This is a genomic window from Pelagibius sp. (assembly GCF_965249265.1).
Lineage (GTDB): Bacteria > Pseudomonadota > Alphaproteobacteria > Kiloniellales > Kiloniellaceae > Pelagibius.
Genome location: NZ_OZ252224.1, coordinates 490,058 through 517,032 on the forward strand (window position 1 = coordinate 490,058; position 26,975 = coordinate 517,032).

Sequence of the window (26,975 nt, forward strand, 5' to 3'; positions counted from 1 at the left end):
CCGAGTCGCCGTGACGTATGCATGTGACCTTGCTAGCGCCCTTCGCGCTGCCATGCAAGGACGGCGGTGCCGAGGGCCAGCAAGAGAACCAGCAGGGCCGGCAGCAGGGGAATCTGCAAGACCCCGGTGACGATGAAGCCGTCGCCGCTCTTGACGCCGATCCAGTTGCGCCCGAAGCGGTCGCGGCTGCCGCTCACCTTGCGCAGTTCCGGCAGGTCCTGACCGGCCAGGCGGCGCAGGGCGCCACCGCTTTCCCGCAGCAGCGGATCGATCAGGGCGCCGCTGGAACGGGGATCGCGCAGCTCCAGCGGGTTCAGCGGGCCGGCGGCGGCCAGGGTCGTCAGGGTGCCGTCGGTGATCTGATAGAGACCGTTCTCGGCGATCGACAGCCTCGCGCTGGCGCGGCCTGGCCCTTCCGGCGTCAGCGGCAGGCTGCGCTCCTCGCCTGATGGCAGGGTCACGGTGACGTCCGGCAGCGCCTCGCCCAGGGAACGACGGACGATCTGAAGCTGCCCGGCGCGGACTTCGGCGTGCAGGTCGTCCTCTTCCAGGTCCGGCTCCTTCATCAGCCAGTGCGAAATGCGGCGTAGCAGTTCGGCCTGGGGGCCGCCGCCTTCGAAACCGCGCGACCAGAGCCACATGTGGTCGCTCATCAACTGGGCGACCCGTCCTTCGCCGACCCGGTCCAGGATCAGCAGCGGGCGTTGTTCGATGCCCTGCATGACGATGACGCCGCTGGTGGGATCGGCGTCGATCTGACGGAACCAGCGGCCCCAGGCCGGTGTGCTTTCTGCACCCTCTGAAGGGGCCGCCGCAGAGCCGTCCAGGCCGGCCGTCACCGGATGGCGCTGGCCGATATCGGTCACCTCGGGATGAAAGCCGTTCTCGAAGATCACCCCTGTCGGTTCGCCCGGTAAGACCCGGCCGAGCGGCGTGCGGTAAAGCGACAGCGGCGAGGCGAAGGTCGGTCCCACCGCTTCCAGCAGGGCGCCGCCCTGTTCGACATAGTTGGCGACGTTCTCCAGATAGATGCTGGGCAGCACCCCGCGGCGACGATAGCGGTCGAAGATGATGAGATCGAATTCGTCGAGCTTGATCTCAAAGAGTTCGCGGGTCGGAAAGGCGATCAGCGAAAGTTCGCGGATCGGCGTGCCGTCCTGTTTCTCCGGCGGGCGCAGGATGGTGAAGTGCACCAGATCAACCGAGGGGTCGGACTTCAGGATGTTGCGCCAGGCCCGTTCGCCGGCATGGGGCTCGCCGGAAACCAGCAGCACCCGCAGGCGGTCACGCACGCCGTTCACCACCACCGCCGCCCTGTTGTTGGCGAGGGTCAGTTCCTCCGGTCCCGGGGCCACCTCGATTTCCAGGACGCTGGGCCCGCGGTGATCCAGCTCGAAGGTGAGTTCCTCTTCACTGCCGATCGGCACATCAAGGCTCTGAAGCAGTTCGCCGTTGCGGCGCAGGGTTACCTGGCCGCTGCCGCCGGCGGGGCCGTCGACGAGGTCGTCGACCTGCAGGGTCAGGCTCAGTTGATCGCCGACGATCCCGAAGCTCGGGGCCTGGGTGACCATCAGCCGGCGGTCGCCCTCGTTCTCCTCGCCGGTCAGCAGCAGGTGCACCGGCGCCTCGATGCCCAGACTCTCCACCGTTTCCGGCAGATCGTGGATCTGTCCGTCGCTGAGCAGGATAACGCCGGCGACACGTTGGCGCGGCACCTTGGCCAGGGCCTGGCGCAGGGCGCCGAAGAGCGCCGTGCCCTCGTTGGTTTCGGTTCCCCGGCTGTCGCCGGCACGGATCACCCTTACCTCGGTTTCGCCCAGTACGCCCAGTTCTTCGAGCAGATGGGCCAGCGCCGTGTCGGTCTGGTTGCGCCGCTCGCCAATATCCTGGCTGGCGCTTTCATCGGCGACCACGAAGACCACGTCGCTCAGCGGGTCGCGCTGTTCTTCGATCAGCGAGGGATTGGCCAAGGCCAGCAGCAGAACCGCGAAGGCGGCGGCGCGCAGGATGACGCCCGACGCCCGGCGGAAGAGGGCCAGGGCGAGCAGCAGAAAGGCAACAACGGCAAGGACCGCCAGCAGTGCTTCGGGCAGCAGAGGGGCCCACTGGATCGACAGCGCCGTCATTGGCCGAGCCGTTCAAGGATGAAGGGAATGTGCACCTGGTCGGCCTTGTAGTTTCCGGTCAGGGCGTACATCACCAGGTTGACGCCGAAGCGGTAGGCCATCTCGCGCTGGCGCGGGCCGCCGGGCACGACGGCATTCAGCGGCCGGCCGAGCCGGTTCACCGCCCAGGCGCCGGCCCAGTCGTTGCTGCCGATCAGGATCGAAGCGACGCCGTCGTTGATGTTTTCGCTCTGGGCCTCGAGCCACAGGGTGCCGCCGGTAAAACGCCCCGGGAAATCTTCCATAAGGTAGAACGATTTGCGCAGCACATGCCCCGGCGGCACCGGTTCCAGCGGCGGCACTGAAAGGCCCCGGGTCAGACGTTGAAGATCGCGGCTGCCGCGGCTGGTGGCGCCGAACAACTGCATGCCGCTGCTCGCTTCGCGCAGATCGAAAAGGATGGTGCCGCCATTTTCCAGATAGCCGTTTACCTGTTCGATCGCGCCGGCATCGAGGTCCGGCTGTTCGCTGGTGATCGGCCAGTAGATCAGGGGGAAGAAAGCCAGCTCGTCGCGGCCCAGCACCACACCCAGAGGGGCGCCGGCCTCGACGGAGGTGCGCCGCTCGAGAACCCTTGTGAGTCCGCTGAGGCCGGCCCGGCTGACCTCGTCGACCGCAGAGATGCCGGTCTGGACGAAGGCAAGGCGGGTGATCAGCGTCGCTTCCATCGCCCGCCCTTCGTCGGTGACGGCTGCGCCCTCTTGTGCGCCGGCTTCCGGCAGGAAGGCCGGGAAGCTCATTGCAAGGCCGAACACGACCAGGGCCGCCGTCGCCCTGGGCCCGGCACCCGCCGGGACACGCAGGAGACCGCGCAGGAAGAGGGAGATCAGCAGGTCGGCAAAGCCGAGGATCAGGGCGGCGGCGAGCAGCCAGGGTTTCAGGTCCTGCTCCGGGCTCTCGTGATAACCGCCACTGGTCACCCCGGCGGGCAGGGCGCCCAGCGGTGTCAGGCCGGCGACGCTGCTGCCCATGTTGTGCGCCTGACGCAGGCTGTCGTTGCCGTAATAGCCCGGCGGATGTTGCGGCGTTACGCGCAGCGGGCTGGCGTCGTCCGGTTCCAGGGCAAGGACGGTCGCCGGCGCCGCGCCGAGACTGCCGAAGCCGTCCATCACCTCGATGGGCGGCAGAACCTCGCCGCTGCCGCCGCCGCCGACCCCCTGGCTCACCGCCATGACCCGGCGCAGCATATCCACGAAGAGGCCGGAGATCGGCAGGTTCGACCAGTCGGTGTTGGCGGTGGTGTGAAACAGCACCAGCCATCCGTCGCCGCGCTGCTCGGCGGTGACCAGCGGGGTGCCGTCCGCCAGCCTGGCCCAGGTTTTCTCGGCAAGATCGAGGGACGGCACCGCCAGAACCTGGCGGCGGATCAGTACATCGTTCGGCAGAGCGAGTTCGGCGAAGGGGCTGTCCACGGCGAAAGGCGCCAGTTGTGCCGGTGTGTCCCAGGTTAGGGCGCCGCCCAGAATGCGGTCGCCGCCGCGCAGTTGTACCGGCAGAAGATCGTCCGCCTGCGCACCGGCCACGGCTTCCGCGGAACCGGAGATGCCGGCCCCGGTGCCGCCGGATTGCGAAACCGTGCGCGGCCCGGCGAAGCGCAGCAGCAGGCCGCCGCGGTCGACCCAGCCGGCGATGGTCTGACGCTCCGCCGGGTTCAAGCCGACGGCATCGGGGACCACCAGTACGGCCAACTGGCGTTGCAGCAGTTCCTCGGTGTTGCCTTGGCGCAGCTCGGTGAAGGGCGCCAGTGCGCGTTCCAGATAGTAGGATTCGCTCAATAGGGGCTGACTGTCCTGCTGCGAGCCTGCGGTAACCAGGCCCACCGGCCGTCTGCGCCAGCGTTCATCCAGCAGAACCACCGCACCGGCGGTGTTCTGGCCCTCGATGGCGATACGCGCGATTCTGTTGCGCATCTCCGTCGGCAGGTCGAGCAGCGCCCGCGCTTCGCTTTCGCCCGGTTCATAAATCAGGGGCGCCTTGGCAAGGATGCGGCCGTCGGCCCCCAGGGCCAGGGCGTCGGAACGGCCGGCCGCGACGGTGTCGGCGCGCAGGGCCCGGGCGACGAGATCGACCCCTTCGGTATCCGGCGGCAGCGCCAGTTCCGGTAGCCCGCTGCCTTCTTCGCGCAGAACCTCGAGGCTGCCCAGTCTTTGCAGGGCGGTGGCAAAGGCCGCCGTATCGTCATCCGCCAGGCCGTCCGAAAGCCAGACGACATGGGCCGAGCCTTCGAATTCCAGATCGCCCAGCGCCTCCAGCGCCGCGGCGCGGTCGTTGGGCCAGGGTTTGGGACGCAGGCCCTGCAGGACCCGCTGGGCTTCGCCGGCCGGCAACAGGCCGGAAGCCGCCGCCGCTTCGCCCTGGGCGTTGCGCGCCGTGGTCAGGATCACCGCGGCGCGACCCTCTCGCTCGGCCTGGGCCAGCAGCTTGCCGCCGATGACCTGACGTGCCTGCCAGAAGCGGGCCGACGACCAGCCGTCGTCGACGGCCAGGATGACCGGTCCGCTGCCGGCGAGCCGCGCCGAGGGGTTGAGCAGCGGTTGGGCCAGGCCGAGGATGATCAGGGCTGCGATCAGCAGGCGCAGCAGCAACAGCCACCAGGGGGTGCGGGCCGGGGTTTCCTCCGGCACCTTCAGGCCGAACAGCAGGCGCACCGCCGGGAAGGCCACCTTGCGGGGGGCCGGCGGGGTCAGGCGCAGCAGCAGCCAGAGAACGGGGAGCCCGGCGAGGGCCAGCAGCAGCCAGGGCTGGGCGAAGGCGAGCAGGCCGAGATCGATCATGCCAGCACCTGCGACAGCGTGGTGTAGAGCCGCATCAATGCCGCCTGGGGCGGCTGGTCGCTGCGGTGAAAGTCGCAGCCCCAACCCAGGGCGCGGGTGATGTCACGCAGGCCGTCGCGTTGCTCCTGCAGGCGCTTGGCATAATCGGCGCGTACCGATTCGACCCGCGACACCAGCCAGGGCGCCTCCTGCTCCAGGCCCTCGAAGCTCACCCGGCCGTCATAGGGCAAGCTCTCCTCAGCCGGATCGAGCACCTGCAGCACCGTGCCGCGCACACCGCTTTCACCATAGTAGCGCAGTGTCCGGTCAATCTCTTCGAGGGGCGCCAGGAAGTCGCCGATCAGAACGATCTGCGCGCTGCGCGGCAGCGGCAGGCTCGGCGGCAGTTCCTCCGGTTCTTCCCGCGCGCCTTCCAGCATCACGGCGATGCGGGTCAGGGTTGCGCGGCTGTTGGAGGGGCGCGGGCCGGCGCCCAGCACGGCGACATGCTCGCCGCCCCGCATCAGCAGGACAGAGAGTGCCAGGGTCAACAGATCGGCCCGTTCGCGCTTTGACTGATGATTGCGGCTGGAAGACCAGGACATGGAAGGCGAGGTGTCGCGCCAGATCCAGACCGATTGGGCGGCTTCCCATTCCATCTCGCGGACAAAGACCATGTCCGACTTGGCCGACTGGCGCCAGTCGATGGCCTGGGGCTGATCGCCCATGTCGTAGTGGCGGAACTGCCAGAAGGTTTCACCCTGTCCGACGCGGCGCCGGCCGTGCACGCCCTGTGCGACGGTGGAGGCGACGCGCTCGGCCGCCACCAGCAGCGGCGGCAGGCTGGCCGCCAGCTGCTCGGCGCGGTGCCGCAGCGGAAGGGTTGTCGTCATCGGGCGCCACGAACCCCGCGCGCGGCCTCAAAAGAATTCTCTTCCTTACGATCTGCCGATCCCATGGTCTTACGACTCCGCTCAGGCGTAGGGGGCAACCAGATGAGAGATAATCTGGTCCAGGGTCACCCCGTCGGCGCGGGCGGCAAAGCTCAGAGCCATGCGGTGCTTCAGGACCGGATGGGCGAGCGTGACCACGTCGTCCACCGAGGGGGCGAGACGCCCGTCGATCAGCGCCCGGGCCCGCACCGCCAGCATCAGCGCCTGACTGGCGCGGGGGCCGGGCCCCCAGGCGACCTGGCTGCGGACATCTTCCAGGGCGCTGGATTCGGGACGCCCGTTGCGGACGATGGCGAGGATCGCCTCGACCACGCTTTCGCCGACCGGAATGCGGCGCACGAGACGCTGCAGGGTCATCAGTTCGGCGGCGTCCATTACCGCACGGGCCTGCGACTGTTCCGGTCCGGTGGTTTCGATCAGCATGCGCCGTTCGGCCTCCAGCTCCGGATAGCCGACGTCGATCTCCAGCAGGAAGCGGTCGAGCTGGGCTTCCGGCAGAGGATAGGTGCCTTCCTGCTCCAGCGGGTTCTGGGTCGCCAGCACATGGAAGGGCGAGGGCAGGTCGTGCGGGCTGCCGGCGACGGTCACCCGGTGCTCCTGCATCGCCTGCAGCAGCGCCGATTGGGTGCGCGGGCTGGCGCGGTTGATTTCGTCGGCCATCAGCAGTTGGGCGAAGACAGGGCCGGGAATGAAGCGGAAGGAGCGGCGGCCGGAGTCGCTTTCCTCCAGCACTTCCGAGCCGAGGATATCCGCCGGCATTAGGTCCGGCGTGCACTGCACGCGCTTGTCCTCCAGGCCGAACACCGTGCCCAGGGTTTCCACCAGCCGGGTCTTGGCCAGGCCGGGAACGCCGATCAGCAGTGCATGGCCACCGGCCAGCAACGTGATAAGGGTTTGATCCACGACCTCTTGTTGGCCGAAAATGACATGGCCGATGCTTTCGCGCACCGCGGCGAGCTTGCCGCCCAGTTCATCGATCTGTTCGGCCAGACCGGCCGTATCATCAGCTTGGTGGGTGGGGGTCGTGGTCACGTGGCAGCATCTCCCTGAGGTGAAGCGGGGTAGGCCCAGTGGTTTGGCACCAAAATATGGCCTTACGGTGTCGCCCTTCGATATCGCCCTCCAACGGGTCAAATGCGACCGTTCAAGACGCATTCAAGGAAGATAAGGCTTTAGATGTCCGCTGACCAGTCACGAGGCCCGACTAAAGAGATACCGGCGTTTCCCACGCTCGGCGATTTCGACATCCGGATTGCCCGGGACGGGACCTGGTTTCATGAAGGCCGGCCGATCCGCAGATTGCCGCTGGTGAAGCTCTTCGCCACCGTTCTGCGGCGCGACGACGAAGGCGTCTACTGGCTGCAGACGCCGGTCGAAAAAGGCAGGATTCTCGTGGAAGACGCGCCCTTCGTGGCGGTTGAACTTTCCGTGAAGGGGAGCGGCCGTGACCAGTCCCTTTGCTTTCGCACCAACCTGGGCGACTGGGTGGAGGCGGATGCCGAGCATCCCCTGCGGCTCGGCGATGATACGAAAAGCCCCGAATCTGCTGAAAGTGGCGGGCCGAACCCCTATATTTTGGTGAGAGAGGGGCTGGAAGCGCGTATCCTGCGTCCGGTCTATTATCATCTGGCCGATCTCGTCGTGGCCGCCCCCGTGAAGCTCCCCGGGTGTGCGCCGGCGGGCAGCCTGGGCGTTTGGAGCAAGGGTGTGTTCTTTCCATTAGGAAAAGCTGCGTGAGGGTCGACGACTTTCTCCAGCGTCTGGCCGAAATGCCGGAGCCCTCGCAGCGCGCCGCGCCGGAGTCCGAATCCGCCCTGACGGCGCCGCGGGGGGATCACGATCTCAATCCCGATCTCTATGACCCGGCCAGCCCGCTGCGCGATGCGGCGGTCCTGGTGCCGATTATCAATCACGGACGGCAGTTGACGGTGTTGCTGACGCGGCGCAGCGACGCGCTGCCCGACCATCCGGGGCAGATCAGCTTTCCCGGCGGCAGCATCGATCCCGGCGACAAAGACGCCGAGGACGCGGCCCTGCGGGAGGCCGAAGAAGAGGTCGGCCTGACCCGCGACCGGGTGCGCCTGATCGGCCGTCTCGACACCTATGTCATCCGAACCGGGTTCTGCGTGGTGCCGGTGATCGGTTTGGTCGCGCCGCCTTTCACCTTGCAGGCGGAAGCCGGTGAAGTGGAGGAGATTTTCGAGGTGCCCTTGAACTTTTTCCTGGATAGCGGCAACCGCCAGACCCACAGCCGGGTGTTCCATGGCAAGACGCGATACTTTTATGCCTATCCCTACGGCGATTACTTCATCTGGGGCGCCACGGCGGGCATGCTGTCGAACCTGGCCGAGGTGCTGCGGGCCGAGGGTCTTCGGGACAGCGGTCTGGTGACTCCGTGATGCGTGTATTTCTCTTCGCCATCCTGCCGCTGCTGACGCCCTTTCTGGTTTACGCCGCCTATGTCTTTCTGGTTCGCCGCCGGCAGGCTGTCTCCGCCGACGGTCAGCGGGTGCCGCCGGGCACGACCCCGACCTCCTGGATGGTGGTGCTGCTGATCGGTGTCTGTCTCAGCGGGGCCTCGCTGGTGTACATGAAGCTTGAACGCAGTCATTCGCCGGACACGAAACTCTTGCCGCCGGCGCTGGTTGATGGCGAAGTGGTGCCCAGCCGCCCGGCAGAATCGGTTCCGACTGACTGACCCTCCGTCGATCTAGGGGCACAATCGACGATGTCTGATCCACAGCGACTGGAAATCCAGGACTGGATGACCGCGCCCGAAACCCGTCAGGTCATGACGGCGCTGGCTGCCGGTGGGCGAGAGGCGCGCTTTGTCGGCGGTTGTGTACGCGATGCCCTGTTGGGGCGACCGGTGAAGGACGTCGACATCGCCACCCCAGACGATCCGGCCAAGGTCATGGCCCTGCTGCGCGACGCCGGGATCAAGGTGGTGCCGACCGGCCTTGACCACGGCACCGTCACCGCGGTGGCCGGCCACCGGCCCTTTGAAATCACCACCCTGCGCGAGGACAGGGAAACCGACGGCCGGCGCGCCAAGGTGGCCTTTACCGACGACTGGCAGGCAGATGCCTCGCGCCGCGACCTGACCTTCAACGCCATGTCCTGCAGCGCGGACGGGCGCCTCTTCGACCCCTTCGGCGGGCGCGCCGATCTGGCCGCCGGCCGGGTGCGCTTCGTCGGCGACCCGAAGACGCGGATCGAGGAAGACTATCTGCGTCTGCTGCGCTTCTTTCGTTTCCAGGCCCACTATGGCCGGGTGCCGCCGGAACCGTCGTTGCTTTCCGTCATGGCGGCGCTGGCGCCCAGACTGAGGACCCTTTCGGGGGAACGGCTGCGCGCCGAGTTCCTGAAGCTGCTGGCGGCCGAGGATCCGCTGCCGGTGCTGGCTGCCATGCAGGAGCACGGCATCCTCGCCGCCTTCCTGCCGGAGGCCGAGGGCCTGGCGGTGCTGGCCCGCCTTCTGGCCTTCCGGCAATCCGCGCCGGAAGACCCGATCCTCAGGCTTGCCGCCCTTCTGCCGCCCGACGCGAAGGCGGCTGCGGCCGTGGCCGAGCGTCTGCGCCTTTCCGGGGCTGAAAGCCTGGTCCTGGGCCGTCTGGCCGAGCCGCCGCCGGACCTTCGCCAGGCACGGCGGGTTCTCGACGGCCAGGAAGGGCCAAGTGGAGGACCGGATGCCTGTTTGGCGCTGCGCTTCGCGCTTTATCACCACGGTCCGAAGGCGGTGCGCGAAGACCTGCTGCTGGACGCCGCACGCTGTGCCGTGCCCGCCGGGCGCCTGGGGAAGCCGCTGGCGCAGATTGCCGGCTGGCGGCAGCGGACTTTTCCGCTGAACGGCAGCGACGTTCTGGCCCTCGGCGTCACCGCGGGCCCAGAGGTCGGGGAACTGCTGCGGCGCACCGTGGATTGGTGGATCGCCGAAGACTTCGCGCCCAAGCGCGCCGCCTGTCTGGCGGAACTGCAGCGGCTTTATCGCGACGGTGCTTAGATCGTTTTCGACTTACGTCGCATCGGTTCCAGCCCGCTCCCCCTCCCGGCCACCCCCAACCGTATTCCTGGGAGATTATCCTAGTGGGTGGCCGGGAGGGGGAGCGGGCTGGTGCCGTCCAAACATGAGAGATTCTAAGGCCAGGCGGCTTCCGGCGGCAGGCTCATGAGGATGGCTTCGACGTTGCCGCCGGTCTGCAGGCCGAACTTGGTGCCGCGGTCGTAAAGCAGATTGAATTCGGCATAGCGCCCGCGGCGGAACAGCTGATGCCGCCGCTGCTCATCGTTCCAGGGCTTTGCCATGCTGCGTTCCACCAGGGCCGGAAAGATTTCCAGAAAGGCGCGGCCGACATCCTGGGTGAAGGCGAAGTCGGCTTCCCAGTCGCCGCTGTCGACATAGTCGTAAAAAATGCCGCCGACGCCGCGGGCCTCGCCACGGTGGGGAATGAAAAAATACTCGTCGCACCAGTTCTTGAATTTCGGGAAGTACTCGGGATCATGGCGGTCGCAGGCCGCCTTGAAGGCGGCATGAAAGTCTGCAGTGTCCTGATCGTCCGGGTACATGGGGTTCAGGTCGCTGCCGCCGCCGAACCAGCTTTTGGTGGTGACGATGTGACGGGTGTTCATATGCACCGCCGGCACGAGGGGCGAGCGCATATGGGCGACCAGGGAGATGCCGCTGGCCCAGAAGCGCGGGTCTTCTTCGGCGCCGGGAATCTGCTTGGCGAAATCGGGCGAGAAGCTGCCGTGCACCGTCGAGATGTTCACCCCGACCTTTTCGAAGACCCGTCCGCGCATCAGCGACATCACACCGCCGCCGCCATCCGGCCGGTTCCAGGCCTTGCGCTCGAAGCGTCCGGGCGCGGTATCGGCGAAGCGCGCGGCGTTGTCGCCCTCAAGGGCGTCTTCGAGCGACTCGAAAGCCGCGCAGATGCTGTCGCGCAGATCGTGGAACCAGGCCTCTGCGCGCTGCTTCTGTTGCTCGATGACGTCGCTCATGGGCGTCGGTTCCCTTCTCGCCTCTTGGAGGCTTCTCTCTAGGTGTTCTGATTCGATGGAAAAGACATCGTCTGGCGCAGGGCTTCGCCCAGTACCATGGCAGCCGCCAGCGCCACGTTCAATGACCGGCAGGCGCTGCCCAGCGGGATCGTCAGCCGGGCGGTCGCGGCCGCATGGACTTCGTCCGGCACCCCGGCCGATTCGCGGCCCATTAGCAGTGTGTCATGCGGCTGAAAAGCGAAGTCCGTATAGGGTTTGTCCACTTTTGTGGTCAAGAGTAGCAGCCGTCCGTCGAGTTGCTCCCGGTAAGCCGGCCAGGAGCGATGGCGGTGAACCTGGGCCTGGGCGTGATAATCCAGGCCCGCACGACGTAAGCGTTTGTCATCAAACACGAATCCGCAAGGCTCAATGATATCGAGCGGTACTTCCAGGCAGGCGGCGAGTCGGATCAGGGCGCCGGTATTCTGGGGAATGTCAGGCTGGAAAAGGGCGAGGCGCATGTTCAGGTCGAATTGCAGCTTTGGGTGGTTCGAGGATTTGGCGAGAAGCCGGTGAGGGGGCCCTGTTCAGGGGCTTTGCGTTCCCACGGAAATTACTCTATATCGACCCCACAACGGAGCGATGGGGGTAATCGCTGCGGCAGCATGCCACATGGTCGATGGCCCCCCGCGGAATATGGTTTTATCGATGGCGGTCCCGCAAGGCTTCGGATCGCTTCATCAATATCCATGACCGTGAACGCTCCACCAGAGGGATCTTAGGGGAAATCGTATGGCAGAAACCGCCACAACCGCACAAGCCGGATCGGGCGAGACGCGGCGCGACTTCTTGTATTTGGCCGCCGGGGCGATGGGTGCCGTCGGCGCCGCTTCCGCAGTCTGGCCGCTCATCGCGTCGATGAACCCATCGGCCGAGGTGCTGGCTCTCGCCTCGACAGAGGTCGATCTGGCGCCGGTCGCCGAAGGCCAGCGCATCACGGTGACCTGGCGCGGCAATCCGGTGTTTATCGATCACCGTACGCCGGCACAGATCGAACAGGCCAACGCCGTTGCGCTCGACGAGTTGCCGGACCCAGAGGCTGACGAGGCCCGTGTGGTGAAACCGGAATGGCTGGTGATGATCGGGGTCTGCACCCATCTGGGCTGCGTGCCGCTGGGTCAGAAGACCGGTCAGAGCCGCGGCGAGTACGGCGGTTGGTTCTGCCCCTGTCACGGCTCTCACTACGATACCTCCGGACGTATCCGCAAAGGCCCGGCTCCCACGAACTTGCCGGTTCCGCCTTACGAGTTCACCGCCGATACGACCATCGTGATCGGCTAGGGGAGAACAGACCATGAGCGGATTTCAAAGCAACAACGGCGTGATCAGGTGGATCGAGCATCGCATGCCGATCTTCTCGTTCCTCGATCATTCCGTCGGGAGCGAGTATCCTTCTCCCAAGAACCTCAGCTATCTCTGGAACTTCGGTTCCCTGGCCGGGATCACCCTGGTGATCATGATCGCCACCGGCATCCTGCTGGCGATGCAGTACACGGCCCACGTCGATCACGCTTTCGAGTCTGTCGAGCGCATCATGCGCGACGTGAACTACGGCTGGCTGATTCGCTACATCCACATGAACGGCGCGTCGTTCTTCTTCATCGTGGTCTACATCCATATCTTCCGCGGTCTCTATTACGGCTCCTACAAGGCGCCGCGTGAGCTGCTGTGGATGCTGGGTGTCGTGATCCTGCTGCTGATGATGGCCACGGCCTTCATGGGCTATGTGCTGCCCTGGGGCCAGATGTCCTTCTGGGGCGCCAAGGTGATCACCAACCTGTTCTCGGCCATCCCCTTCTTCGGTGAGACCATTGTGGTCTGGCTGTGGGGCGGCTTCACGGTCGACAACCCGACCCTGAACCGGTTCTTTGCCCTGCATTATCTGCTGCCCTTCGTGATCGTCGGCGTGGTGATCCTGCATATCTGGGCCCTGCATCGCTTCGGCTCCAACAACCCGGTCGGCATCGACACCAAGGGGCCGCAGGACAAGATCCCCTTCCATCCTTATTACACCGTGAAGGACGCCTTCGGTCTGGGTGTTTTCCTGGTGTTCTTCGCCGCGGTGGTGTTCTACATCCCGAACTACATGGGGCATGCCGACAACTACATCCCGGCCAACCCGCTTTCGACCCCGGCGCATATCGTGCCTGAATGGTACTTCCTGCCGTTCTACGCGATCCTTCGGGCGATCACCTTCGACATCGGCATTCCCTTTACCGGCGTGGTGATCATCGAGGCCAAGCTGGGGGGCGTTATCGCCATGTTCGGGGCCATTGCCGTTCTCTTCATTCTGCCCTGGCTCGACCGCTCGCCGGTGCGCAGCGGGCGCTTCCGGCCGATTTTCAGGATCTTCTTTGTGCTCCTGTTCATCGACGCCATCGTGCTGGGTTATGCCGGATCGCAGCCTGCCGAGGGTCTGTGGCTGGCGATTGCCCAGGTTTCCACGGCCTACTATTTCGCCTACTTCCTGATCATTCTGCCGCTGCTTAGCGTCTTTGAGACGCCAAAGCCGCTGCCGACCTCAATCAGCGAACCGGTCCTCAGAGGCGGAGGCGGCACGCTCGCCGGTGCTCCCGCCAAGCCGATGGAGAAAGCCTGATGCGTAAGGGATTTCTGTTTGGTCTGGCGGCCCTGGCCGCTGTGTCCGGTGGATTGACGGCGGCTCCGCAAACGGTTCAGGCGGCCGGGGAGGGCGTGCCCGTTCCCAAGTTCGACTGGACCTTCAGCGGCATCTTCGGCACCTACGACCGGGCCGCCGCCCAGCGCGGGCTGCAGGTCTATCGCGAGGTCTGCGCCGGCTGTCACAGCCTCGACTACATCGCCTTCCGCAACTTGGCCGACCTCGGCTACAGCGAAGACGAGATCAAGGCGATGGCTGCGGAAGCCATTGTGGTGGACGGTCCCAATGACGAGGGCGAGATGTTCGAGCGCGAAGGCCTGCCCTTCGACTATTTCCCCGCGCCGTTCCCCAACGAAAAGGCCGCTGCCTTCGCCAACAACGGCGCCGCGCCGCCGGACCTTTCATTGATGACCAAAGCGCGCGGGGCCGGGCCGGATTACCTGAAGGCCTTGATGGGCCACGGCTATGAGGATCAGGTCTCTGAAGACGTGCTGCAGGAGATCTTCACCCTCGAAACCGACAAGCGGGTCCAGGCCTATGAACTCGCTCTCGAAGAGTACCAGCACAAGCTCGAAGTCTACGAGGACAAGGTCGCTGACGGCATCGAGGCCAACCGCCCGACGGAGCCGGAACAGCCGCTGCCCGTGGAAAGCATCGAAGATCTCGGCCTTTCCGATGGCCTGAGCTTCAATGCCTATTTCCCCGGCTATGGCATCGCCATGGCGATGCCGCTTTTCGAAGACGGGGTCGAATATGCCGACGGCACGCCGGCGACCGTCGAGCAGATGGCCTACGACGTCTCGAATTTCCTGATGTGGACGGCGGAGCCGACTCTGGAAGAGCGCAAGGGCATGGGCATCAAGGTGCTGATCTTCCTGATCGTCTTCACCGGGATACTCTATGCGGCCAAGCGCAAGGTCTGGGCCGACGTTCACTAACCTGAGACCAGAGACCGCAGACTGTCGAAAGGCCGCGCCGGGGACACCGGGGCGGCCTTTTGCTTTGCGCCTTCTTTGGCCTCCGCCTTGGCAAGTGCCGCCCGCTCCGGTACAGGGATTGGCGGAAAAACGACGCAGGGCGATCAGAGGGAAAGGGTAGGGACATGGCAGAAGCGGCACCGGCGCCGGTTATCGGCATTATCGGCGGCAGCGGCATCTACGAAATCGACGGCCTGAAGAACGCCGAGTGGCGGAAGATGGCCTCGCCTTTCGGGGAGGCTTCCGATGCGTTGCTGTTCGGCGAGCTGGACGGCCAGCAGCTGGTTTTCCTGCCGCGTCACGGCCGGGGGCACAAGCTGTCGCCCAGCGACCTGAACTTTCGCGCCAACATCGATGTCATGAAGCGTGCCGGGGTCACCGAGATTCTGTCGCTGAGCGCGGTCGGCTCGCTGCGCGAGGACCTGCCGCCGGGCCACTTCGTGCTGGTCGACCAGTTCATCGACCGCACCTTTGCCCGGCAGAAGAGCTTCTTCGGGCCAGGCATGGTCGCCCACGTCTCGGTCGCCGACCCGGTCTGCGGGCGTCTCGGCGATCACCTGCAGGCGGCGGCCAGCGAGCTGTCGCTGCCCTGCCGGCGGGGCGGCACCTACATGGTGATGGAGGGTCCGCAGTTCTCGACCCGCGCGGAATCGGAGCTTTACCGTTCCTGGGGCTGCGACGTCATCGGCATGACCAACATGCCCGAGGCCAAACTCGCCCGCGAGGCCGAAATTTGCTACGCGACGGTGGCCATGGTGACCGATTATGACTGCTGGCACGACAGCCATGACGACGTTACCGTGGATCAGGTCATCCAGACCCTGCTCGGCAATGCCGACAAGGCCCGGGCCCTGATCAAACAGGTGGCGCCGAAGCTGAGCGGCCGCCGCGAGATCTGCGAGCGCGGATGTCACCGGGCTCTGGACGCCGCGGTGATCACCCAGCAGCAGGCGCGCGATCCCGCCGCCATGGCCCGTCTGGATGCCGTCGCCGGTCGGGTGCTCGGCGGCTAGAGTGGATTGGCGCAGATTCACCGGGTTGATGGATCTGCTCTCAGGAGAAGGCCGGAAGGCCTGATGAAAGGGAGGGTGCGCAGCCGATGAAGCTGGTGGTCACCGATGCAGGTGTTGAGGCGGCTAGGCCGATCCGCGGCATCGATCACGTGCTGGTCGGCGTGCGCGGGCTCGAACAGGCCTACGACACCTATCAGCGCCTCGGTTTCACGCTCTCGCCGCGCGGACGCCACATCGGCTGGGGCACGGCCAACTACTGCGTCATGTTTCCCAACGACTATATCGAACTGCTGGGCATCATCGACCCCAACCAGTTCACCAACAACCTGAACCGCTTTCTGGAATCGCGCGAAGGGCTGCTCGGTCTCGCCTTTGCCAGCGATGATGTTTCCCTGGCCGCGCGGGCGCTGCACCACGCCGGTATCCAGCCGGGCGACATGCGCGACCTGAAGCGTATCCTGGAGGATCCGGAGGGCGAGGTCTGGCCGCGCTTCAAGCTGCTGCACCTGCCGCCGGAAGCGACGCCGGGGACTTCGGCCTTCGTCTGTCAGCACCTGACGCCGGAGCTGGTCTGGCAGCGGAACTGGACCGAACACGCCAACGGCGCCACCGGTCTCATCGCCATGACCTCGGTGGTGAAAGACCCCTCCGCCCTGGCGATTCCCTATGCCGAACTATTCGGTTTCGACCGCGTCCGGGCCGGTGACGGCGTGGTCGAGGTCGACTGCGGCGGTACTTGGCTGCGCTTTACGACGGCGGAGATGCTTGGGCAGTTGCACCCCGGCCTGGCGGGGGCCGCGCGCCTGCCGACCCCCTGGCTGGCCGCCCTCCGTCTGGCGGTGGAAGACCTGGCCCGTACCGCAACCCTGCTGGAGCATGCGGGTCTGCCGGTTCATTGGGACGGCAAGCAGGTGCTGCGGGTGCCGGCCGTCGCGGCCTGCGGCGTGCTGCTGGAATTCGCTGAGACGGCTTAGGCGCCTGCTTCACGCGTCACCCTCGGACTTGTTCCGAGGGTCCATTGCATCGCCGCTGGAATCCTGTTGGTGAAGGTTCGGGACGGGCCGAGGCATGGATGCCCGGGACAGGCCCGGGCATGACGGATTTGTTGGGAGCGGAGGTTACTTCACCGCCGCATCGGTGAAGTTGCCCAGCGCCCCGGTGATCTTTTTGAAGACTTCGGCGCGGTCGGCGATGGCGTGACGTTCGGAAAGATAGGCCGGGTCGTTGTAGGCGAGCCAGACGTCGCCCGCGGCGTCCTCGTAGGCCAGCGCCTTTTGCGGCAGGTCGATGGCGATGCTCTGGCCGCTCTGCATCAGCGGCGTCCCCAGCTTCGGGTTGCCGAAGATCAGCAGCACCGTGGGCCGCAGCTCAAGCCCGGCCTTCTGGGCGCCGGCGCTGTGGTCGACCTTGGCGAAAACCGTCAGGCCCTTTTCCTTCAGGATCGCTTCCAGCCGGTCGATGGTCTCGGCGGCGGAATGGTTGCTTTTCTTGACGATGACACCTTTCGCCATGGTCTCGGCGGCCTGGGTGGGCGAGGCAAGCGTCAAGGGCAGGGCGAGAAGACTTAAGGCAAGGCAAAGCGGCAGCAGTTTTTTCACGAGAAAGCTCCCTCATCGACTGAAACGACAGGTTTGGGGTGGGTGTCAGCGAGTTCGGGTCACCCTAGAGGAATAAACGCCTGAGGTCCGCTCAATCATCCGTGACAAATGGCATCCGTGACAAATGGCATCCGTGACAAATGCGGCGGGTTCGGGTCAGGGCGTTTCTTCGGCGGGCGGCCGGGCGATCTGCGGTTCGAGACGCCTGATGACGGCCCGGGCTTCGTGGCTTTGGAAACCTTCCTGGGGCGGTGCGCCGGAATAGGGTTCGATCGTCAGCTGAGCCAGGAAGGTGGTTGTTTCGCTTTCGTATACCGAGGTTGCGCGGTAGCTGTAGGGGCGCCGGTGATAGCGCCCAAAACCGCTGTAACCCCAGGGATAGGCGCGCTCCCGCGTGACCCTGGTCAGCCGCTCGGTCAGCTTGTCGTGGACGATGAAGGTCTCCGCGCCCTTTTCAAGGGTCAGCTCCGCGGCCCGGTAGAGGGCATAGTTTTCAGCCCTTTCGCGGGAAGTGACCCGGTTTCCCTGGAAAGTAACGCGGTAGAGGCCCTTGGGCAGGGATTCCTCGGCATAGCCGTCCCGGCTCTCCTTGGGCGCGTAGAGACTGGGCTTCGGCCCGGCACAGGCGGCCAGCAGAACGGCGAGCAACAGGATTCCGGCAATCTTCGCCATAGCAGCCAGATAAGCCCTTCGCCCGGCCCTGGCAACGGGCATTAGTTGTCCGGGACGGGCGCGGCGGGTGCGATGGCGGCCTCGATCAGGGTTTCGGCGGTCTGGCGGGCCTGTGCCGCTACGCCACTGTTGCCGCAGACCTGGGCCTGTACCGTCGCGCCGTCGAACAGCATCTGAAGCTGCAGGGCCAGATCCGCCGGGTTCCGGGCGCCGGCATCGCGGGCCAGGCCTTCCAGGAACTGACGGAGCATACGCTTGTGTTCCGCCGCCAGGGCGTGGATGGGATCGCGTGCGTCGGGATAGTCCGCCGCCGCCTTGATGAACAGGCAGCCGTTGAAGGCGGGGTCGGCGAACCAGCGTTCCAGATCCGCGAAAACAGCCATCAGCCGTTCGCGCGGGCCGGCGCCGCGGCGGCTGACCTCCTCGGCGAAGTGCCGCCGGGTGCGCTCGTCGCTGAGGCGCAGGGCGGCCAGCACCAACTCGTCCTTGGATTTGAAGTGATTGTAGAGCGTCATCTTGGCAACCCCGGCCTTGGTCAGGATGGTGTCGATCCCTGTCGCCCGGTATCCGCGTTCGGAAAACAGGCCGATCGCCGTGTCCAGTAGGTGCTCGCGACGGCTGGCGGGCATGCTGCGCTCTCTCAGTGGTTATACAGGTCTGTCTATATATTGCGCCTTTGTGCGACGGCATCAAGGCAGACCTCTTCACGCGGCTGCTTCTCGCGGAAATCCTGCCATTCCGCTGTTGTCCCAGGCTCACGCTTCTGTGATCACTCATTGTACTTGATATACAGACAAGTCTGTCTATTTAATTTGGAGTGTTGCGAGAGTAGCGACGCAAGAGGCCGAAAACAGGCGCTTCCGGCGCCCCCAAATCCCCCGCGCCGCTCGGCGGCGTATCAGAGCCCCGCGCCGATTGCCGGTGCCGGGCAACAAGGAGAACAGTGATGTCCCGATTGCAAGCCATCGATCCCGCCGCTGCCGAAGGCAAGACGAAGACTCTCTTCGATGGCGTTGAGAAGAAGCTCGGCTTGGTCCCCAATCTGCTGCGTACCCTCGGCGCTTCGCCGGCGGCGCTGGAAGCCTATCTGGCCTTCAGCCAGGCCCTGGGCGGCGCCGGGCTCGACGCCAAGGCCCGCGAAGCAATCGCCCTGACGGTGGCGGGGGAGAATGCCTGTGATTACTGCGCTTCGGCCCATACCGCGATCGGCGGTTCCCTGGGCATCGGCGGCGGCGAACTGGCGGACAACCTGCGCGGCCGCTCCGGCGATGCGAAACTCGCTGCGGCGCTCGACTTTGCCGCCGCGGTGACAAGCAAGCGCGGCCTTGTCAGCGATGCCGATCTGGCCGCCTTGCGAGAGGCCGGTTATGACGACGCGGCCGCCGTGGAGATTGTCACCACGGTCGCGCTGAATCTGCTGACCAATTACGTGAACCATGTGGCGCAGACCGAGATCGACTTTCCCAGGGTCGATGCGGCGGCCGCCAACGCGGCCGCCTGAACCGCGACGCCTTGCCGGCCGCGGCGCCCCGACGGGGTCGCGGCCGGGCGGGTCGATGCCTGTCTTTGCCCGTTTCTGGAAGGAACCGATCCCATGCGAGAAGCAAAAACCGACAGCTCTGCATCTCCCGAACTTGCAGCGCTTCTCTGCCTTCTGCAGGGGTATGAGCGCTACGGCAATCTGACGCCGCCGCCGCACTGCCTCGCCGAAGCCAATCTGAAACAGCCATGACAGCCCTGACAGGCCCTTAGGTTTCCTTCCGCTTGCGGGAAGGTGACCGATTGCTCTGGACCCGGGCCCACTTTTTGACCGCGCCGCCAACCCCTCTTCCGGGTTCTTTAGCAATTTGACTATGATATCCTGCGCAGAATGAGCGCTGGAGCTGGGTGGGAGAGCCCGCTGGGTGAGATCCGCCACAGGCGGTCTCTCACCCCGCCGCTCCATTTCTTGCTTCGCCCTCACCGCCCCCGGGCGGCACCCTCCCTGCCGCAATGCAGTATCGCCGGACGGTCGGCTTTTGAGCATCGCTCAAGCCCGGCGCACCGGCGAAGGCTTCACTTGGTAATCGCTAATTACTATTAATCAGGGGTCTTTTGATCTTCACCATCTATCCAATATCTGCCGGACCGGTGCTCGGATGAAGCATCGATTCCAGTCTTGAAGGAGAACCGAATGATGAAGATCCTGCCGGCAACGGCTGTTGTGTTACTCGTTTTCGGCCTTGCAGCGCCGGCGACCTTTGCGAAGGAAGTTACGAAGATCGGCGACATACAGCGCGGCGCAAGCGTTGTCTTGGCCGGCGAGGTGGTGCGAATTCTGGATGAAGACGAGTTCCGTTTGCGTGATGACACCGGCAGCGTGCGCATCTACATCGGCTGGCGCAACCGGGTGATGGTCGATGTCGGCGAACAGGTGTCGGTCACGGGCTTCGTCGACGATGACCTGGTCAACTATTTCCGGCCCGAGGTCTATGCCCGGGAAATCGTCCGCGGCGACGGCAGCACCATTACGCTCGACTGATCGGCGATAGCCGCCCGGTGCCGCAGGCGCTCTCTGCGCCGCGGGCCGGGCAAGCCGTCCGCCGTGTCAGGTGAGCAGAGGGTTCAGAAACGCGAGACTGCGGCTGCGGGCGAGGGCGGCGGCTTCGGCGTGGTAGGAACCGCGCAGGTCGCAGTTGAAGCCGTGCCCTGCGCCGGGATAGAGGTGGATCGTGACGTCGGCCCAGGCGGCCCGGGCAGCCCGGACGATCTCGACATTCTCCAGCGGAATACCCGCGTCTTCCTCGCCGAAATGCAGCATCACCGGGCAGGCGGGTTTTTCGGACGCGAATTCGTGGATGTGCCCGCCGTAGTAGCCGACGGCGGCGGCGGGCTTCAGGCGGGTCGCGGCCAGCCAGGCCACCGAGCCGCCCCAGCAGTAACCGACGACCCCGACCCTGCCGGCCTCCGCCGCCAGGGTCATGGCGGCCTCGACGTCCAGGACCGTGGCCTCCCAGGGGACCTGGGCGCGCAGGGCCCGGCCTTCGCTCACGCCGGCCTCGTCATAGGCCAACTCGATACCCGGGCGGATGCGGTCGAAGAGGGCAGGGGCCACCGCCACATACCCCTCGGCGGCGAAGCCGTCGGCAACGGCGCGGATATGCGGGTTGACCCCGAAAATCTCCTGCACCACCACGAGGCCGCCTTTTGCCGGTCCATCCGGCCGTGCGACGTAGGCATCCAGCTTGTGCCCGTCTGCGGCGGTCAAGGTGACGTGTTCGCCCATGTTCTCTCCGGTCCGGTTGAGCTCTAGACGTTGAAGCGGAAGTGAAAGACGTCGCCGTCTTTGACGACATAGTCCTTGCCTTCGGCGCGCATCTTGCCGGCGTCCTTGGCGCCCTGTTCGCCGTTCAGGGCGACGAAGTCGTCATAGGCGATGGTTTCGGCACGGATGAAGCCGCGTTCGAAATCGGTGTGGATAACGCCGGCGGCCTGAGGCGCGCGGCTGGCGCGGCGGACGGTCCAGGCCCGCGCCTCTTTCGGACCGACGGTGAAAAAGGTGATCAGGTCCAACAGGCCGTAACCGGCGCGGATGATGCGCGCCAGCCCGGTTTCTTCCAGGCCCAGGGATTCGAGGAATTCGCGTTTCTCGGCCGGATCTTCGAGCGCCGCGACCTCGGCCTCGATGGCTGCGGAGATGACCACACAGGCGCCCCCCTCGGCCTCGGCGCGCTCTGCCACCTTGGCGGAATAGGCATTGCCGGTTGCGGCGCTTTCCTCGTCGACATTGGCGGCGTAGAGCACCGGCTTGGCGGTCATCATCTGCAACTGGCGAAAGACCGGCAGTTGATCGTCGCTCAAGGTCACGCTGCGCGCCGGACGGCCGTCTTCCAGGGCCGCGATCACAGGCTCCAGCACCGCCAGCCGCTCCTTGGCTTCCTTGTCGTTGCCGCGGGCCCGCTTGACGGCGGCGTCGCGCTGCTTCTCCGCGGATTCCAGATCGGCCAGCAACAGCTCGGTCTCCACCGTCTCGGCATCGCGGATCGGATCGACCGCGCCGTCGACATGGGTCACCTCGCCGTCGAAGCAGCGCAGCACATGGACGATGGCGTCAACTTCGCGGATGTTGGCCAGGAACTGGTTGCCCAGGCCTTCGCCCTTGGAGGCGCCGCGCACCAGCCCGGCGATGTCGACGAACTCCAGGGCGGTGGGGATCACCTTGACGGACTTGCCGATCTCCGCCAGGCGGTCCAGGCGCGGGTCCGGCACCGCCACCCGGCCGACGTTGGGCTCGATGGTACAGAAGGGATAGTTGGCCGCCTCGGCGGCGGCGGTCTCGGTCAAGGCGTTGAACAGGGTCGACTTGCCGACGTTGGGCAGGCCGACGATGCCGCAGTTGAATCCCATGCTTCAGGTGCTTTCTTCAGGAGGCGACGCGTCGCCTTTTGTCTCTTGGTCGGTTTTCTCCGGCTTCGGAGGACGCGGCGGTTTCGGGCGGGGAGGGTTGATGGTCTCGGCGACCCGCGACATGAAGCGCGGGGCGTCGCCCTGGGCCAGGCTGGGGATCTCCACGGCCACAGCGTCCAGCAGCCTCTCGACCCAGGGCTGGTCGGCCTTGGCGAAATCGTTCAGCACGTGGCTGTGCACCAGATCTTTCTGGCCGGGATGGCCGACACCCAGGCGTACGCGCCAGAATTCCTTGCCGATATGGGCTTCGATGCTGCGGATGCCGTTGTGGCCGCCGGTGCCGCCGCCGCACTTCACCCGCAGTTTGTTCGGCGCCAGATCGATCTCGTCGTAGAGGACGATGACCTGCTCGGGTTCCAGCTTGAAGAACCGCAAAGCCTCTCCGACCGCGCGGCCTGACTCGTTCATGTAGGTCTGCGGTTTCATCGCCAGAGCTTTCTCGCCGCCCAGGCGACCCTCGGCAACCTCGGCCTGGAAGCGCTTGCGCCAGGGCGCAAAGGAATGGCGGCGGACGATCTCGTCCACCGCCATAAAGCCGATGTTGTGCCGGTTCTGCGCGTGGCGGGGGCCCGGATTGCCGAGCCCGACAAGCAACAGCATTCGGGCCTCCCGTAACGCCTTTCAGCGAAAGCGGACTTAGTCTTCGCTGCTCTCGCCTTCGGGCTTTGCCTCGCCCTCGGCAGCTTCGCCTTCGCCCTCGGCAGCGGCTTCGCCTTCGGCGGCCTCTTCGGTCTCGGTCGCTACGGTCGGCGCCGCGATGGTGGCGATGGTGAAGTCGCGGTCGGTGATGGTCGGCTCCACGCCGTCAGGCAGTTTCACCATGGAGATGTGGATGCCGTCGCCGACCTGCAGGCCGGTCAGATCGATGTCGATCTGCTGGGGAATGGCATCCGCCCGGCAGGAAAGCTCGATCTCGTAGCGCACGACGTTCAGAACGCCGCCCTCTTTCAGGCCCGGGCAGTCATCTTCGTTGAGGAAGTTGACGGCCACCTCGACGTTCACGCTGGTCGCCGCCGACACGCGCAGGAAGTCCACATGCACGGGCTGGTCGGTTACCGGATCGAACTGCACGTCACGGGGCAGCACGCGCTCGGCCTTGGCGCCGACCTTCAGATCGAACAGGGTCGAGAAGAAACCGCCGCTGTGCAGCAGCTTGTTGAGCTGCTTGTTTTCGACGGCAATCATGATCGGGTCCTTTTTGGCACCATAGATCACACCGGGCACTTGGCCGGCGCGACGTGCTGCCCGGGCTGGCCCCTTCCCGGCCCGTTCCCGCTCTTGCGCGGGGAGTTCAACAACGTCAGACATTTCTGTCTCTCCTTGCAGAAAAGCGTCCCGGGGGACGCACAATGGGCTTTGGCAAAATGCATCAGCCCGCTTGTCCGACCCGGCCTCCAGGGGTGCCGGCGTCGGGAAAGGCAAAAAACTCTCAGCGGCCCTGTTCGGACCGAAACCTTAAATCCCGCGCTACATCGCCGGGACGTTGAAGAGGCTCGATACCGAGCGCTCGTCGCTGATCCGCTTCATGGCATCGCCGATCAGCGGGGCGATGGAGATCTGGCGGATGTTCTGAGCCACCCGCACGGCCTCGGTCGCCTGAATGCTGTCCGTCATCACCAGCTCCTCCAAGGGGGAGGAACTGACCCGTGCCACGGCCCCGCCGGAGAGTACCCCGTGGGTGACGTAGGCCGAAACCGCCGTGGCGCCCGCATCCTTCAGGGCGACGGCGGCGTTGCAGAGCGTCCCGGCTGAATCGACGATGTCGTCCACCAGGATGCAGCGGCGGCCCTCGACGTCGCCGATGATATTCATCACCTCGGAGACCCCGGCACGTTCGCGGCGCTTATCGATGATCGCAAGGTCCGCGTCAAGCGGTTTGGCGATGGCCCGGGCCCGGACCACGCCGCCGACGTCGGGGGACACGATGGTCAGGTTGTCCTTGCCGTTGCGCGCCATGATGTCCTGGGTAAAGACAGGGGTACCGAAAAGGTTATCGGTCGGAATGTCGAAAAAGCCCTGGATCTGGCCGGCATGCAGCTCCAGCGTCAGGACCCGGTCGGCCCCGGCGGAGGTGATCAGGTTGGCCACCAGTTTGGCGGAGATCGGCGTCCGGGGGGCCGATTTACGGTCCTGGCGGGCATAGCCGAAATAGGGCAGAACCGCGGTAATGCGCCTGGCGGAGGCCCGCTTCAGGGCGTCCATGGCGACCAGCAGTTCCATCAGATTGTCGTTGGCCGGATAGGAGGTCGACTGAATGACGAAGACATCCTCGCCGCGCACGTTCTCGCCGATCTCGACGAAGACCTCCATGTCTGAAAAACGGCGCACGCTGGCTTTGGTTAATTCCAGATTGAGGAATGCGGAAATCGCTTCGGCCAGCGGCCGATTGCTGTTTCCGGTCATTATTTTCATCGCGTTATCCCCTGGCACGGCGCGGACGGGCGGGAGTGGAAGAGAGGGCCGCCGAGCCAGCGTTCCTCCCGGCCTCAACGGATTCTCCCCAGCCCGGGCGGCGGGACCATATCAACGCCTTTCGGCCCTGTAAACGTCCTTGGGTCGAGATTCCGCCGGCGCTTCGCCGGGCGGCGAAATCTGCGGGAATTCGGGCGTTTTCTTCGCTTCCCGGCTGTGCCGTGCAGACGCCTCAGAAGGCCGTCTACATGAAAAAGCAGCTGGCCAGCAGGCCGAGCAGCAGGAACATCACGAAGAAGGTCATATGGGGCATGTCTTCCTCTTTCCTCCGCTTCTTTTCCCGGCCTCTTTTCCCGGGCCTCTTTCCCCGGGCCTCTTTACTGGGGGCTGTTCCCGGCTAGCGGTTGAGCAGCTCCAGGCCGGCCGCTGAGAGCGGTTCGGCGGCCTTTTCGGTCACCACGCTGCTGCGGCCCAGGGTCATGGCCACGCCGGCCTCGGAGTTAAAGATAATCATATGGCAGAAGACGACCATCCCCGGCACGAAAACCACCGGGTTGCCGTGGTAGAGCATCGGCCAGTCCATCCAGTTCGGCGCGAAGGTGGTGCCCAGGGAATAGCCGCAGGCATTCAGCCGGTGGGCCTGATAACCGGCTGCGTCCATCACCCGGCCATGGGCGTCGAAGGCCTCGCCGTAGGTCTGGCCGGGCCGCAGGCTGTCTTCCACCGCCAGCAGGGCGTCCTGGGCGACGGCGTGCATTTCCCGATGCAGCGGCAGGGGATCGCCGATCGGCAGGGTGCGCATCATCGCCGCGTGGTAGTGGCGGTAGGTCCCCGCCCATTCCAGGGTCAACTGGTCCTGCGGATCGAGGTTGCGGCGCCCGGTGTAGTAGCGGCAGAGCAGGGCGCCGGGGCCTGAGCCGAGGATGAACTCGTTGCCCGGGTCGTCGCCGCCGCCGCGGAAGATGGCGCCGTGCATGGCGGCCATGATGTCGCCCTCGAAGGCGCCGGGGCCGGCGGTGTCCAGGGCGGCCTGCCAGGCGGCATCGGCCAACTCCCCGGCGCGGCGCACGTAGTCTAGCTCCGCCGGGCTTTTCACCACCCGCAGCTTGCTGACCAGGGCGGAGGCATCGGCCAGGCTGCAGAAACCCTCCAAGGCGGCGTCCAGGCGTTTGCCGTTGGCGGCGGTCAGGCCATAGGCCTCGTACTCGACCCCCAGCTTCTTCCCGGCGCAGCCGGCTTCCTCGAGGATCGCCCGCAATTCCCGCGCGGGCTCGGCGTCGGGCCCGTCGACCCAGATGCGGATGTCCGGGATCATGGATGTCTGCTGCGCCTGGCGCAGGTCCGGCGCCCGGGTCAGCAGAACCAGGCGGCCGTCGGCGCCGAGGTAAAGACACTGAAAGAAGACGTAGCCGAAGGTGTCATAGCCGGTCAGGTAGTACATCGATTCCTGACGGAACATCAGCAGGCCGTCCAGGCCCTCCTGTTCCATCAGCCGGCAGGCCGCAGCCCGCCGTTCGGCAAGCTCCGCCTCGAAGAAATGAAGAGGCAAGGGTTAAGGCTCCAGGTAAATGGCGGAGAGGCCGCGGCCGTAGTCCGGCTCCTGCCGGTGACAGGAGCGGCGGTAGCTGAAGAAGCGGGTGTCCTCTGCGCAGGTGTCGCAGGGCAGGGTCTGAATCGCATTGAGGCCGGCGCCGCCGAGGCGGCGCGCCACATAGCCCTTGATGTCGAAGTGGAAGTGTCCCTCGCGTTTGCCCGGACAAAAGAAGTCGTCGTTGCGTTGATCCTGCTGCAGGAAGGGGGCGGGGAACTCAGGCCCCACTTCATAGGAACGTTGCGAGATCGCCGGGCCGATCCCCGCCAGGATGCGCTCGGGCTGTGCGCCCAGTTCCGCCATGGCGGCGACCGTCGCCTCCATCACCCCGTTGAGAGCGCCCTTCCATCCGGCATGGGCGGCGCCGATCACGCCGGCTTCCGGGTCGGCCAGCAGGACCGGTACGCAGTCGGCGGTGAGGATGCCAAGAGCCAGGCCGCGCTGCCGCGTCACCATGGCATCGGCCTTGGGGGCGTCGTCGCGGGCCCAGGGCTCGCTCACCTCCACCACGTCGGGGGAGTGCACCTGATAGGCAGTGACGAGCCGCTCGCCTTCCAGGTCGATGTTCTCCATGGCGCGGCGGCGGTTCTCGGTCACATGGGCCTTGTCGTCGCCCGAGCCGTAACCGCAGTTCAGGGAGGTGAAGAGTCCCTCGCTTACCCCGCCGTTGCGCGAGAAGAAGGCATGGCGGACGAGAGGCGCGTCGTTCATTGCAGCGATGGTCAGCATGGGCGC

At 65.7% G+C, this 26,975-nt stretch carries 28 protein-coding genes; 12 read left to right on the forward strand and 16 right to left on the reverse strand.

Annotated elements, in window-relative coordinates; translation table 11 throughout:
- Positions 1–32: 32 nt before the first annotated feature.
- From ACP146_RS02450 to ACP146_RS02465, 4 genes are all read right to left on the reverse strand, one after another.
- On the reverse strand, positions 33–2,126 hold the full coding sequence (locus ACP146_RS02450; protein ID WP_422365179.1) for a hypothetical protein: 2,094 nt from the start codon (positions 2,124–2,126) through the stop codon (positions 33–35).
- A complete protein-coding gene (locus tag ACP146_RS02455) occupies positions 2,123–4,939 on the reverse strand; it encodes a DUF4159 domain-containing protein (protein ID WP_422365180.1) in 2,817 nt (938 codons plus the stop codon). Before ACP146_RS02455 ends, ACP146_RS02450 begins: the two co-directional genes overlap by 4 nt.
- The gene (locus ACP146_RS02460; protein ID WP_422365181.1) at positions 4,936–5,811 is read right to left on the reverse strand and encodes a DUF58 domain-containing protein; all 876 of its coding nucleotides are present in this window, start codon (positions 5,809–5,811) and stop codon (positions 4,936–4,938) included. The genes ACP146_RS02455 and ACP146_RS02460 overlap by 4 nt, the downstream gene beginning before the upstream one ends.
- An 81-nt stretch (positions 5,812–5,892) precedes the next feature.
- Positions 5,893–6,849 carry an AAA family ATPase gene (locus ACP146_RS02465; protein WP_422369610.1) on the reverse strand — a complete coding sequence of 319 codons (957 nt, stop codon included), beginning with the start codon at positions 6,847–6,849 and terminating at the stop codon, positions 5,893–5,895.
- A 198-nt stretch (positions 6,850–7,047) separates the two neighbouring features.
- Here ACP146_RS02465 and ACP146_RS02470 point away from each other — a divergent pair, with 198 nt between their 5' ends.
- Genes ACP146_RS02470 through ACP146_RS02485 form a run of 4 tightly spaced genes read left to right on the forward strand, consistent with a single transcriptional unit; the run spans position 7,048 to position 9,874 of the window.
- Entirely contained in the window at positions 7,048–7,608 is a 561-nt protein-coding gene (locus ACP146_RS02470) for a DUF1285 domain-containing protein (protein ID WP_422365182.1), read from the forward strand.
- A complete protein-coding gene (locus tag ACP146_RS02475) occupies positions 7,605–8,270 on the forward strand; it encodes a CoA pyrophosphatase (protein ID WP_422365183.1) in 666 nt (221 codons plus the stop codon). Before ACP146_RS02470 ends, ACP146_RS02475 begins: the two co-directional genes overlap by 4 nt.
- Positions 8,270–8,569, forward strand: a complete 300-nt coding sequence (locus ACP146_RS02480) for a hypothetical protein (RefSeq protein ID WP_422365184.1) — start codon at positions 8,270–8,272, stop codon at positions 8,567–8,569. The genes ACP146_RS02475 and ACP146_RS02480 overlap by 1 nt, the downstream gene beginning before the upstream one ends.
- 30 nt (positions 8,570–8,599) lie before the next feature.
- Positions 8,600–9,874, forward strand: a complete 1,275-nt coding sequence (locus tag ACP146_RS02485) for a CCA tRNA nucleotidyltransferase (RefSeq protein WP_422365185.1) — start codon at positions 8,600–8,602, stop codon at positions 9,872–9,874.
- Between the two features lie 134 nt (positions 9,875–10,008).
- On the opposite strand, the gene hemF is transcribed toward ACP146_RS02485, so the two are convergent.
- Both hemF and ACP146_RS02495 read right to left on the reverse strand, forming a co-directional pair.
- Positions 10,009–10,872, reverse strand: coding sequence for an oxygen-dependent coproporphyrinogen oxidase (gene hemF, locus ACP146_RS02490; RefSeq protein ID WP_422365186.1), 864 nt, complete (start codon positions 10,870–10,872; stop codon positions 10,009–10,011).
- 38 nt (positions 10,873–10,910) lie between these two features.
- Positions 10,911–11,372: a tRNA (cytidine(34)-2'-O)-methyltransferase gene (locus ACP146_RS02495; protein WP_422365187.1), complete on the reverse strand. Its 462-nt coding sequence runs from the start codon at positions 11,370–11,372 to the stop codon at positions 10,911–10,913.
- A gap of 271 nt (positions 11,373–11,643) precedes the next feature.
- Here ACP146_RS02495 and petA point away from each other — a divergent pair, with 271 nt between their 5' ends.
- From petA to ACP146_RS02520, 5 genes are all read left to right on the forward strand, one after another.
- A complete protein-coding gene (gene petA, locus ACP146_RS02500; protein ID WP_422365188.1) occupies positions 11,644–12,192 on the forward strand; it encodes a ubiquinol-cytochrome c reductase iron-sulfur subunit in 549 nt (182 codons plus the stop codon).
- Positions 12,193–12,205: 13 nt separating this feature from the next.
- Positions 12,206–13,510 carry a cytochrome b gene (locus ACP146_RS02505; protein WP_422365189.1) on the forward strand — a complete coding sequence of 435 codons (1,305 nt, stop codon included), beginning with the start codon at positions 12,206–12,208 and terminating at the stop codon, positions 13,508–13,510.
- On the forward strand, positions 13,510–14,469 hold the full coding sequence (locus tag ACP146_RS02510; RefSeq protein ID WP_422365190.1) for a cytochrome c1: 960 nt from the start codon (positions 13,510–13,512) through the stop codon (positions 14,467–14,469). Before ACP146_RS02505 ends, ACP146_RS02510 begins: the two co-directional genes overlap by 1 nt.
- A 164-nt stretch (positions 14,470–14,633) precedes the next feature.
- Positions 14,634–15,521, forward strand: coding sequence for an S-methyl-5'-thioadenosine phosphorylase (locus ACP146_RS02515; protein WP_422365191.1), 888 nt, complete (start codon positions 14,634–14,636; stop codon positions 15,519–15,521).
- A gap of 86 nt (positions 15,522–15,607) precedes the next feature.
- The gene (locus tag ACP146_RS02520; protein ID WP_422365192.1) at positions 15,608–16,495 is read left to right on the forward strand and encodes a VOC family protein; all 888 of its coding nucleotides are present in this window, start codon (positions 15,608–15,610) and stop codon (positions 16,493–16,495) included.
- A gap of 144 nt (positions 16,496–16,639) precedes the next feature.
- On the opposite strand, the gene ACP146_RS02525 is transcribed toward ACP146_RS02520, so the two are convergent.
- The 3 genes from ACP146_RS02525 to ACP146_RS02535 form a co-directional block, all read right to left on the reverse strand.
- Positions 16,640–17,119 carry a DUF302 domain-containing protein gene (locus tag ACP146_RS02525; protein ID WP_422365193.1) on the reverse strand — a complete coding sequence of 160 codons (480 nt, stop codon included), beginning with the start codon at positions 17,117–17,119 and terminating at the stop codon, positions 16,640–16,642.
- A 156-nt stretch (positions 17,120–17,275) separates the two neighbouring features.
- The gene (locus tag ACP146_RS02530) at positions 17,276–17,791 is read right to left on the reverse strand and encodes a CC0125/CC1285 family lipoprotein (protein ID WP_422365194.1); all 516 of its coding nucleotides are present in this window, start codon (positions 17,789–17,791) and stop codon (positions 17,276–17,278) included.
- Between the two features lie 41 nt (positions 17,792–17,832).
- Positions 17,833–18,420, reverse strand: a complete 588-nt coding sequence (locus tag ACP146_RS02535; protein ID WP_422365195.1) for a TetR/AcrR family transcriptional regulator — start codon at positions 18,418–18,420, stop codon at positions 17,833–17,835.
- 317 nt (positions 18,421–18,737) lie between these two features.
- On the opposite strand from ACP146_RS02535, the gene ACP146_RS02540 reads away from it, so the two are divergent.
- The 3 genes from ACP146_RS02540 (at position 18,738) to ACP146_RS02550 (ending at position 20,312) form a co-directional block, all read left to right on the forward strand.
- Complete coding sequence (locus ACP146_RS02540) at positions 18,738–19,292, forward strand: carboxymuconolactone decarboxylase family protein (protein WP_422365196.1); 555 nt, start codon at positions 18,738–18,740, stop codon at positions 19,290–19,292.
- Positions 19,293–19,385: 93 nt separating this feature from the next.
- Complete coding sequence (locus ACP146_RS02545; RefSeq protein ID WP_422365197.1) at positions 19,386–19,523, forward strand: hypothetical protein; 138 nt, start codon at positions 19,386–19,388, stop codon at positions 19,521–19,523.
- Positions 19,524–19,964: 441 nt separating this feature from the next.
- Positions 19,965–20,312 carry a NirD/YgiW/YdeI family stress tolerance protein gene (locus ACP146_RS02550; RefSeq protein ID WP_422365198.1) on the forward strand — a complete coding sequence of 116 codons (348 nt, stop codon included), beginning with the start codon at positions 19,965–19,967 and terminating at the stop codon, positions 20,310–20,312.
- Positions 20,313–20,378: 66 nt separating this feature from the next.
- Here the strand turns inward: ACP146_RS02550 and ACP146_RS02555 are convergent, their stop codons facing one another.
- The 7 genes from ACP146_RS02555 to pgeF all read right to left on the reverse strand — a co-directional run bounded on the left by ACP146_RS02555 (position 20,379) and on the right by pgeF (position 26,969).
- Positions 20,379–21,056: a dienelactone hydrolase family protein gene (locus ACP146_RS02555; protein WP_422365199.1), complete on the reverse strand. Its 678-nt coding sequence runs from the start codon at positions 21,054–21,056 to the stop codon at positions 20,379–20,381.
- 23 nt (positions 21,057–21,079) lie between these two features.
- Positions 21,080–22,177 (reverse strand): redox-regulated ATPase YchF, encoded by a 1,098-nt coding sequence (gene ychF, locus ACP146_RS02560; RefSeq protein ID WP_422365200.1) that lies wholly within the window; start codon positions 22,175–22,177, stop codon positions 21,080–21,082.
- A 3-nt stretch (positions 22,178–22,180) separates the two neighbouring features.
- Positions 22,181–22,837, reverse strand: a complete 657-nt coding sequence (pth, locus tag ACP146_RS02565; RefSeq protein WP_422365201.1) for an aminoacyl-tRNA hydrolase — start codon at positions 22,835–22,837, stop codon at positions 22,181–22,183.
- A 36-nt stretch (positions 22,838–22,873) separates the two neighbouring features.
- On the reverse strand, positions 22,874–23,545 hold the full coding sequence (locus ACP146_RS02570; protein ID WP_422365202.1) for a 50S ribosomal protein L25/general stress protein Ctc: 672 nt from the start codon (positions 23,543–23,545) through the stop codon (positions 22,874–22,876).
- Positions 23,546–23,704: 159 nt separating this feature from the next.
- Positions 23,705–24,649: a ribose-phosphate pyrophosphokinase gene (locus ACP146_RS02575; protein ID WP_422365203.1), complete on the reverse strand. Its 945-nt coding sequence runs from the start codon at positions 24,647–24,649 to the stop codon at positions 23,705–23,707.
- Between the two features lie 397 nt (positions 24,650–25,046).
- Positions 25,047–26,198, reverse strand: a complete 1,152-nt coding sequence (locus tag ACP146_RS02580) for a M24 family metallopeptidase (protein WP_422365204.1) — start codon at positions 26,196–26,198, stop codon at positions 25,047–25,049.
- Positions 26,199–26,201: 3 nt separating this feature from the next.
- Entirely contained in the window at positions 26,202–26,969 is a 768-nt protein-coding gene (pgeF, locus tag ACP146_RS02585) for a peptidoglycan editing factor PgeF (protein WP_422365205.1), read from the reverse strand.
- Positions 26,970–26,975: the final 6 nt, after the last annotated feature.

Bases quoted from the DNA above. Each gene is read 5' to 3' on its own strand.
- petA (WP_422365188.1), top strand. From the start codon at position 11,644: ATGGCAGAAACCGCCACAACCGCACAAGCCGGATCGGGCGAGACGCGG.
- ACP146_RS02455 (WP_422365180.1), bottom strand. From the start codon at position 4,939: ATGATCGATCTCGGCCTGCTCGCCTTCGCCCAGCCCTGGCTGCTGCTG.
- ACP146_RS02545 (WP_422365197.1), top strand. From the start codon at position 19,386: ATGCGAGAAGCAAAAACCGACAGCTCTGCATCTCCCGAACTTGCAGCG.
- ACP146_RS02450 (WP_422365179.1), bottom strand. From the start codon at position 2,126: ATGACGGCGCTGTCGATCCAGTGGGCCCCTCTGCTGCCCGAAGCACTG.
- ACP146_RS02575 (WP_422365203.1), bottom strand. From the start codon at position 24,649: ATGAAAATAATGACCGGAAACAGCAATCGGCCGCTGGCCGAAGCGATT.
- ACP146_RS02460 (WP_422365181.1), bottom strand. From the start codon at position 5,811: ATGACGACAACCCTTCCGCTGCGGCACCGCGCCGAGCAGCTGGCGGCC.
- ACP146_RS02570 (WP_422365202.1), bottom strand. From the start codon at position 23,545: ATGTCTGACGTTGTTGAACTCCCCGCGCAAGAGCGGGAACGGGCCGGG.
- ACP146_RS02515 (WP_422365191.1), top strand. From the start codon at position 14,634: ATGGCAGAAGCGGCACCGGCGCCGGTTATCGGCATTATCGGCGGCAGC.
- pgeF (WP_422365205.1), bottom strand. From the start codon at position 26,969: ATGCTGACCATCGCTGCAATGAACGACGCGCCTCTCGTCCGCCATGCC.
- ACP146_RS02540 (WP_422365196.1), top strand. From the start codon at position 18,738: ATGTCCCGATTGCAAGCCATCGATCCCGCCGCTGCCGAAGGCAAGACG.
- ACP146_RS02510 (WP_422365190.1), top strand. From the start codon at position 13,510: ATGCGTAAGGGATTTCTGTTTGGTCTGGCGGCCCTGGCCGCTGTGTCC.
- ACP146_RS02495 (WP_422365187.1), bottom strand. From the start codon at position 11,372: ATGCGCCTCGCCCTTTTCCAGCCTGACATTCCCCAGAATACCGGCGCC.
- ACP146_RS02470 (WP_422365182.1), top strand. From the start codon at position 7,048: ATGTCCGCTGACCAGTCACGAGGCCCGACTAAAGAGATACCGGCGTTT.
- ACP146_RS02535 (WP_422365195.1), bottom strand. From the start codon at position 18,420: ATGCCCGCCAGCCGTCGCGAGCACCTACTGGACACGGCGATCGGCCTG.
- ACP146_RS02480 (WP_422365184.1), top strand. From the start codon at position 8,270: ATGCGTGTATTTCTCTTCGCCATCCTGCCGCTGCTGACGCCCTTTCTG.
- ACP146_RS02550 (WP_422365198.1), top strand. From the start codon at position 19,965: ATGATGAAGATCCTGCCGGCAACGGCTGTTGTGTTACTCGTTTTCGGC.
- ACP146_RS02485 (WP_422365185.1), top strand. From the start codon at position 8,600: ATGTCTGATCCACAGCGACTGGAAATCCAGGACTGGATGACCGCGCCC.
- ychF (WP_422365200.1), bottom strand. From the start codon at position 22,177: ATGGGATTCAACTGCGGCATCGTCGGCCTGCCCAACGTCGGCAAGTCG.
- pth (WP_422365201.1), bottom strand. From the start codon at position 22,837: ATGCTGTTGCTTGTCGGGCTCGGCAATCCGGGCCCCCGCCACGCGCAG.
- hemF (WP_422365186.1), bottom strand. From the start codon at position 10,872: ATGAGCGACGTCATCGAGCAACAGAAGCAGCGCGCAGAGGCCTGGTTC.
- ACP146_RS02505 (WP_422365189.1), top strand. From the start codon at position 12,206: ATGAGCGGATTTCAAAGCAACAACGGCGTGATCAGGTGGATCGAGCAT.
- ACP146_RS02520 (WP_422365192.1), top strand. From the start codon at position 15,608: ATGAAGCTGGTGGTCACCGATGCAGGTGTTGAGGCGGCTAGGCCGATC.
- ACP146_RS02555 (WP_422365199.1), bottom strand. From the start codon at position 21,056: ATGGGCGAACACGTCACCTTGACCGCCGCAGACGGGCACAAGCTGGAT.
- ACP146_RS02530 (WP_422365194.1), bottom strand. From the start codon at position 17,791: ATGGCGAAGATTGCCGGAATCCTGTTGCTCGCCGTTCTGCTGGCCGCC.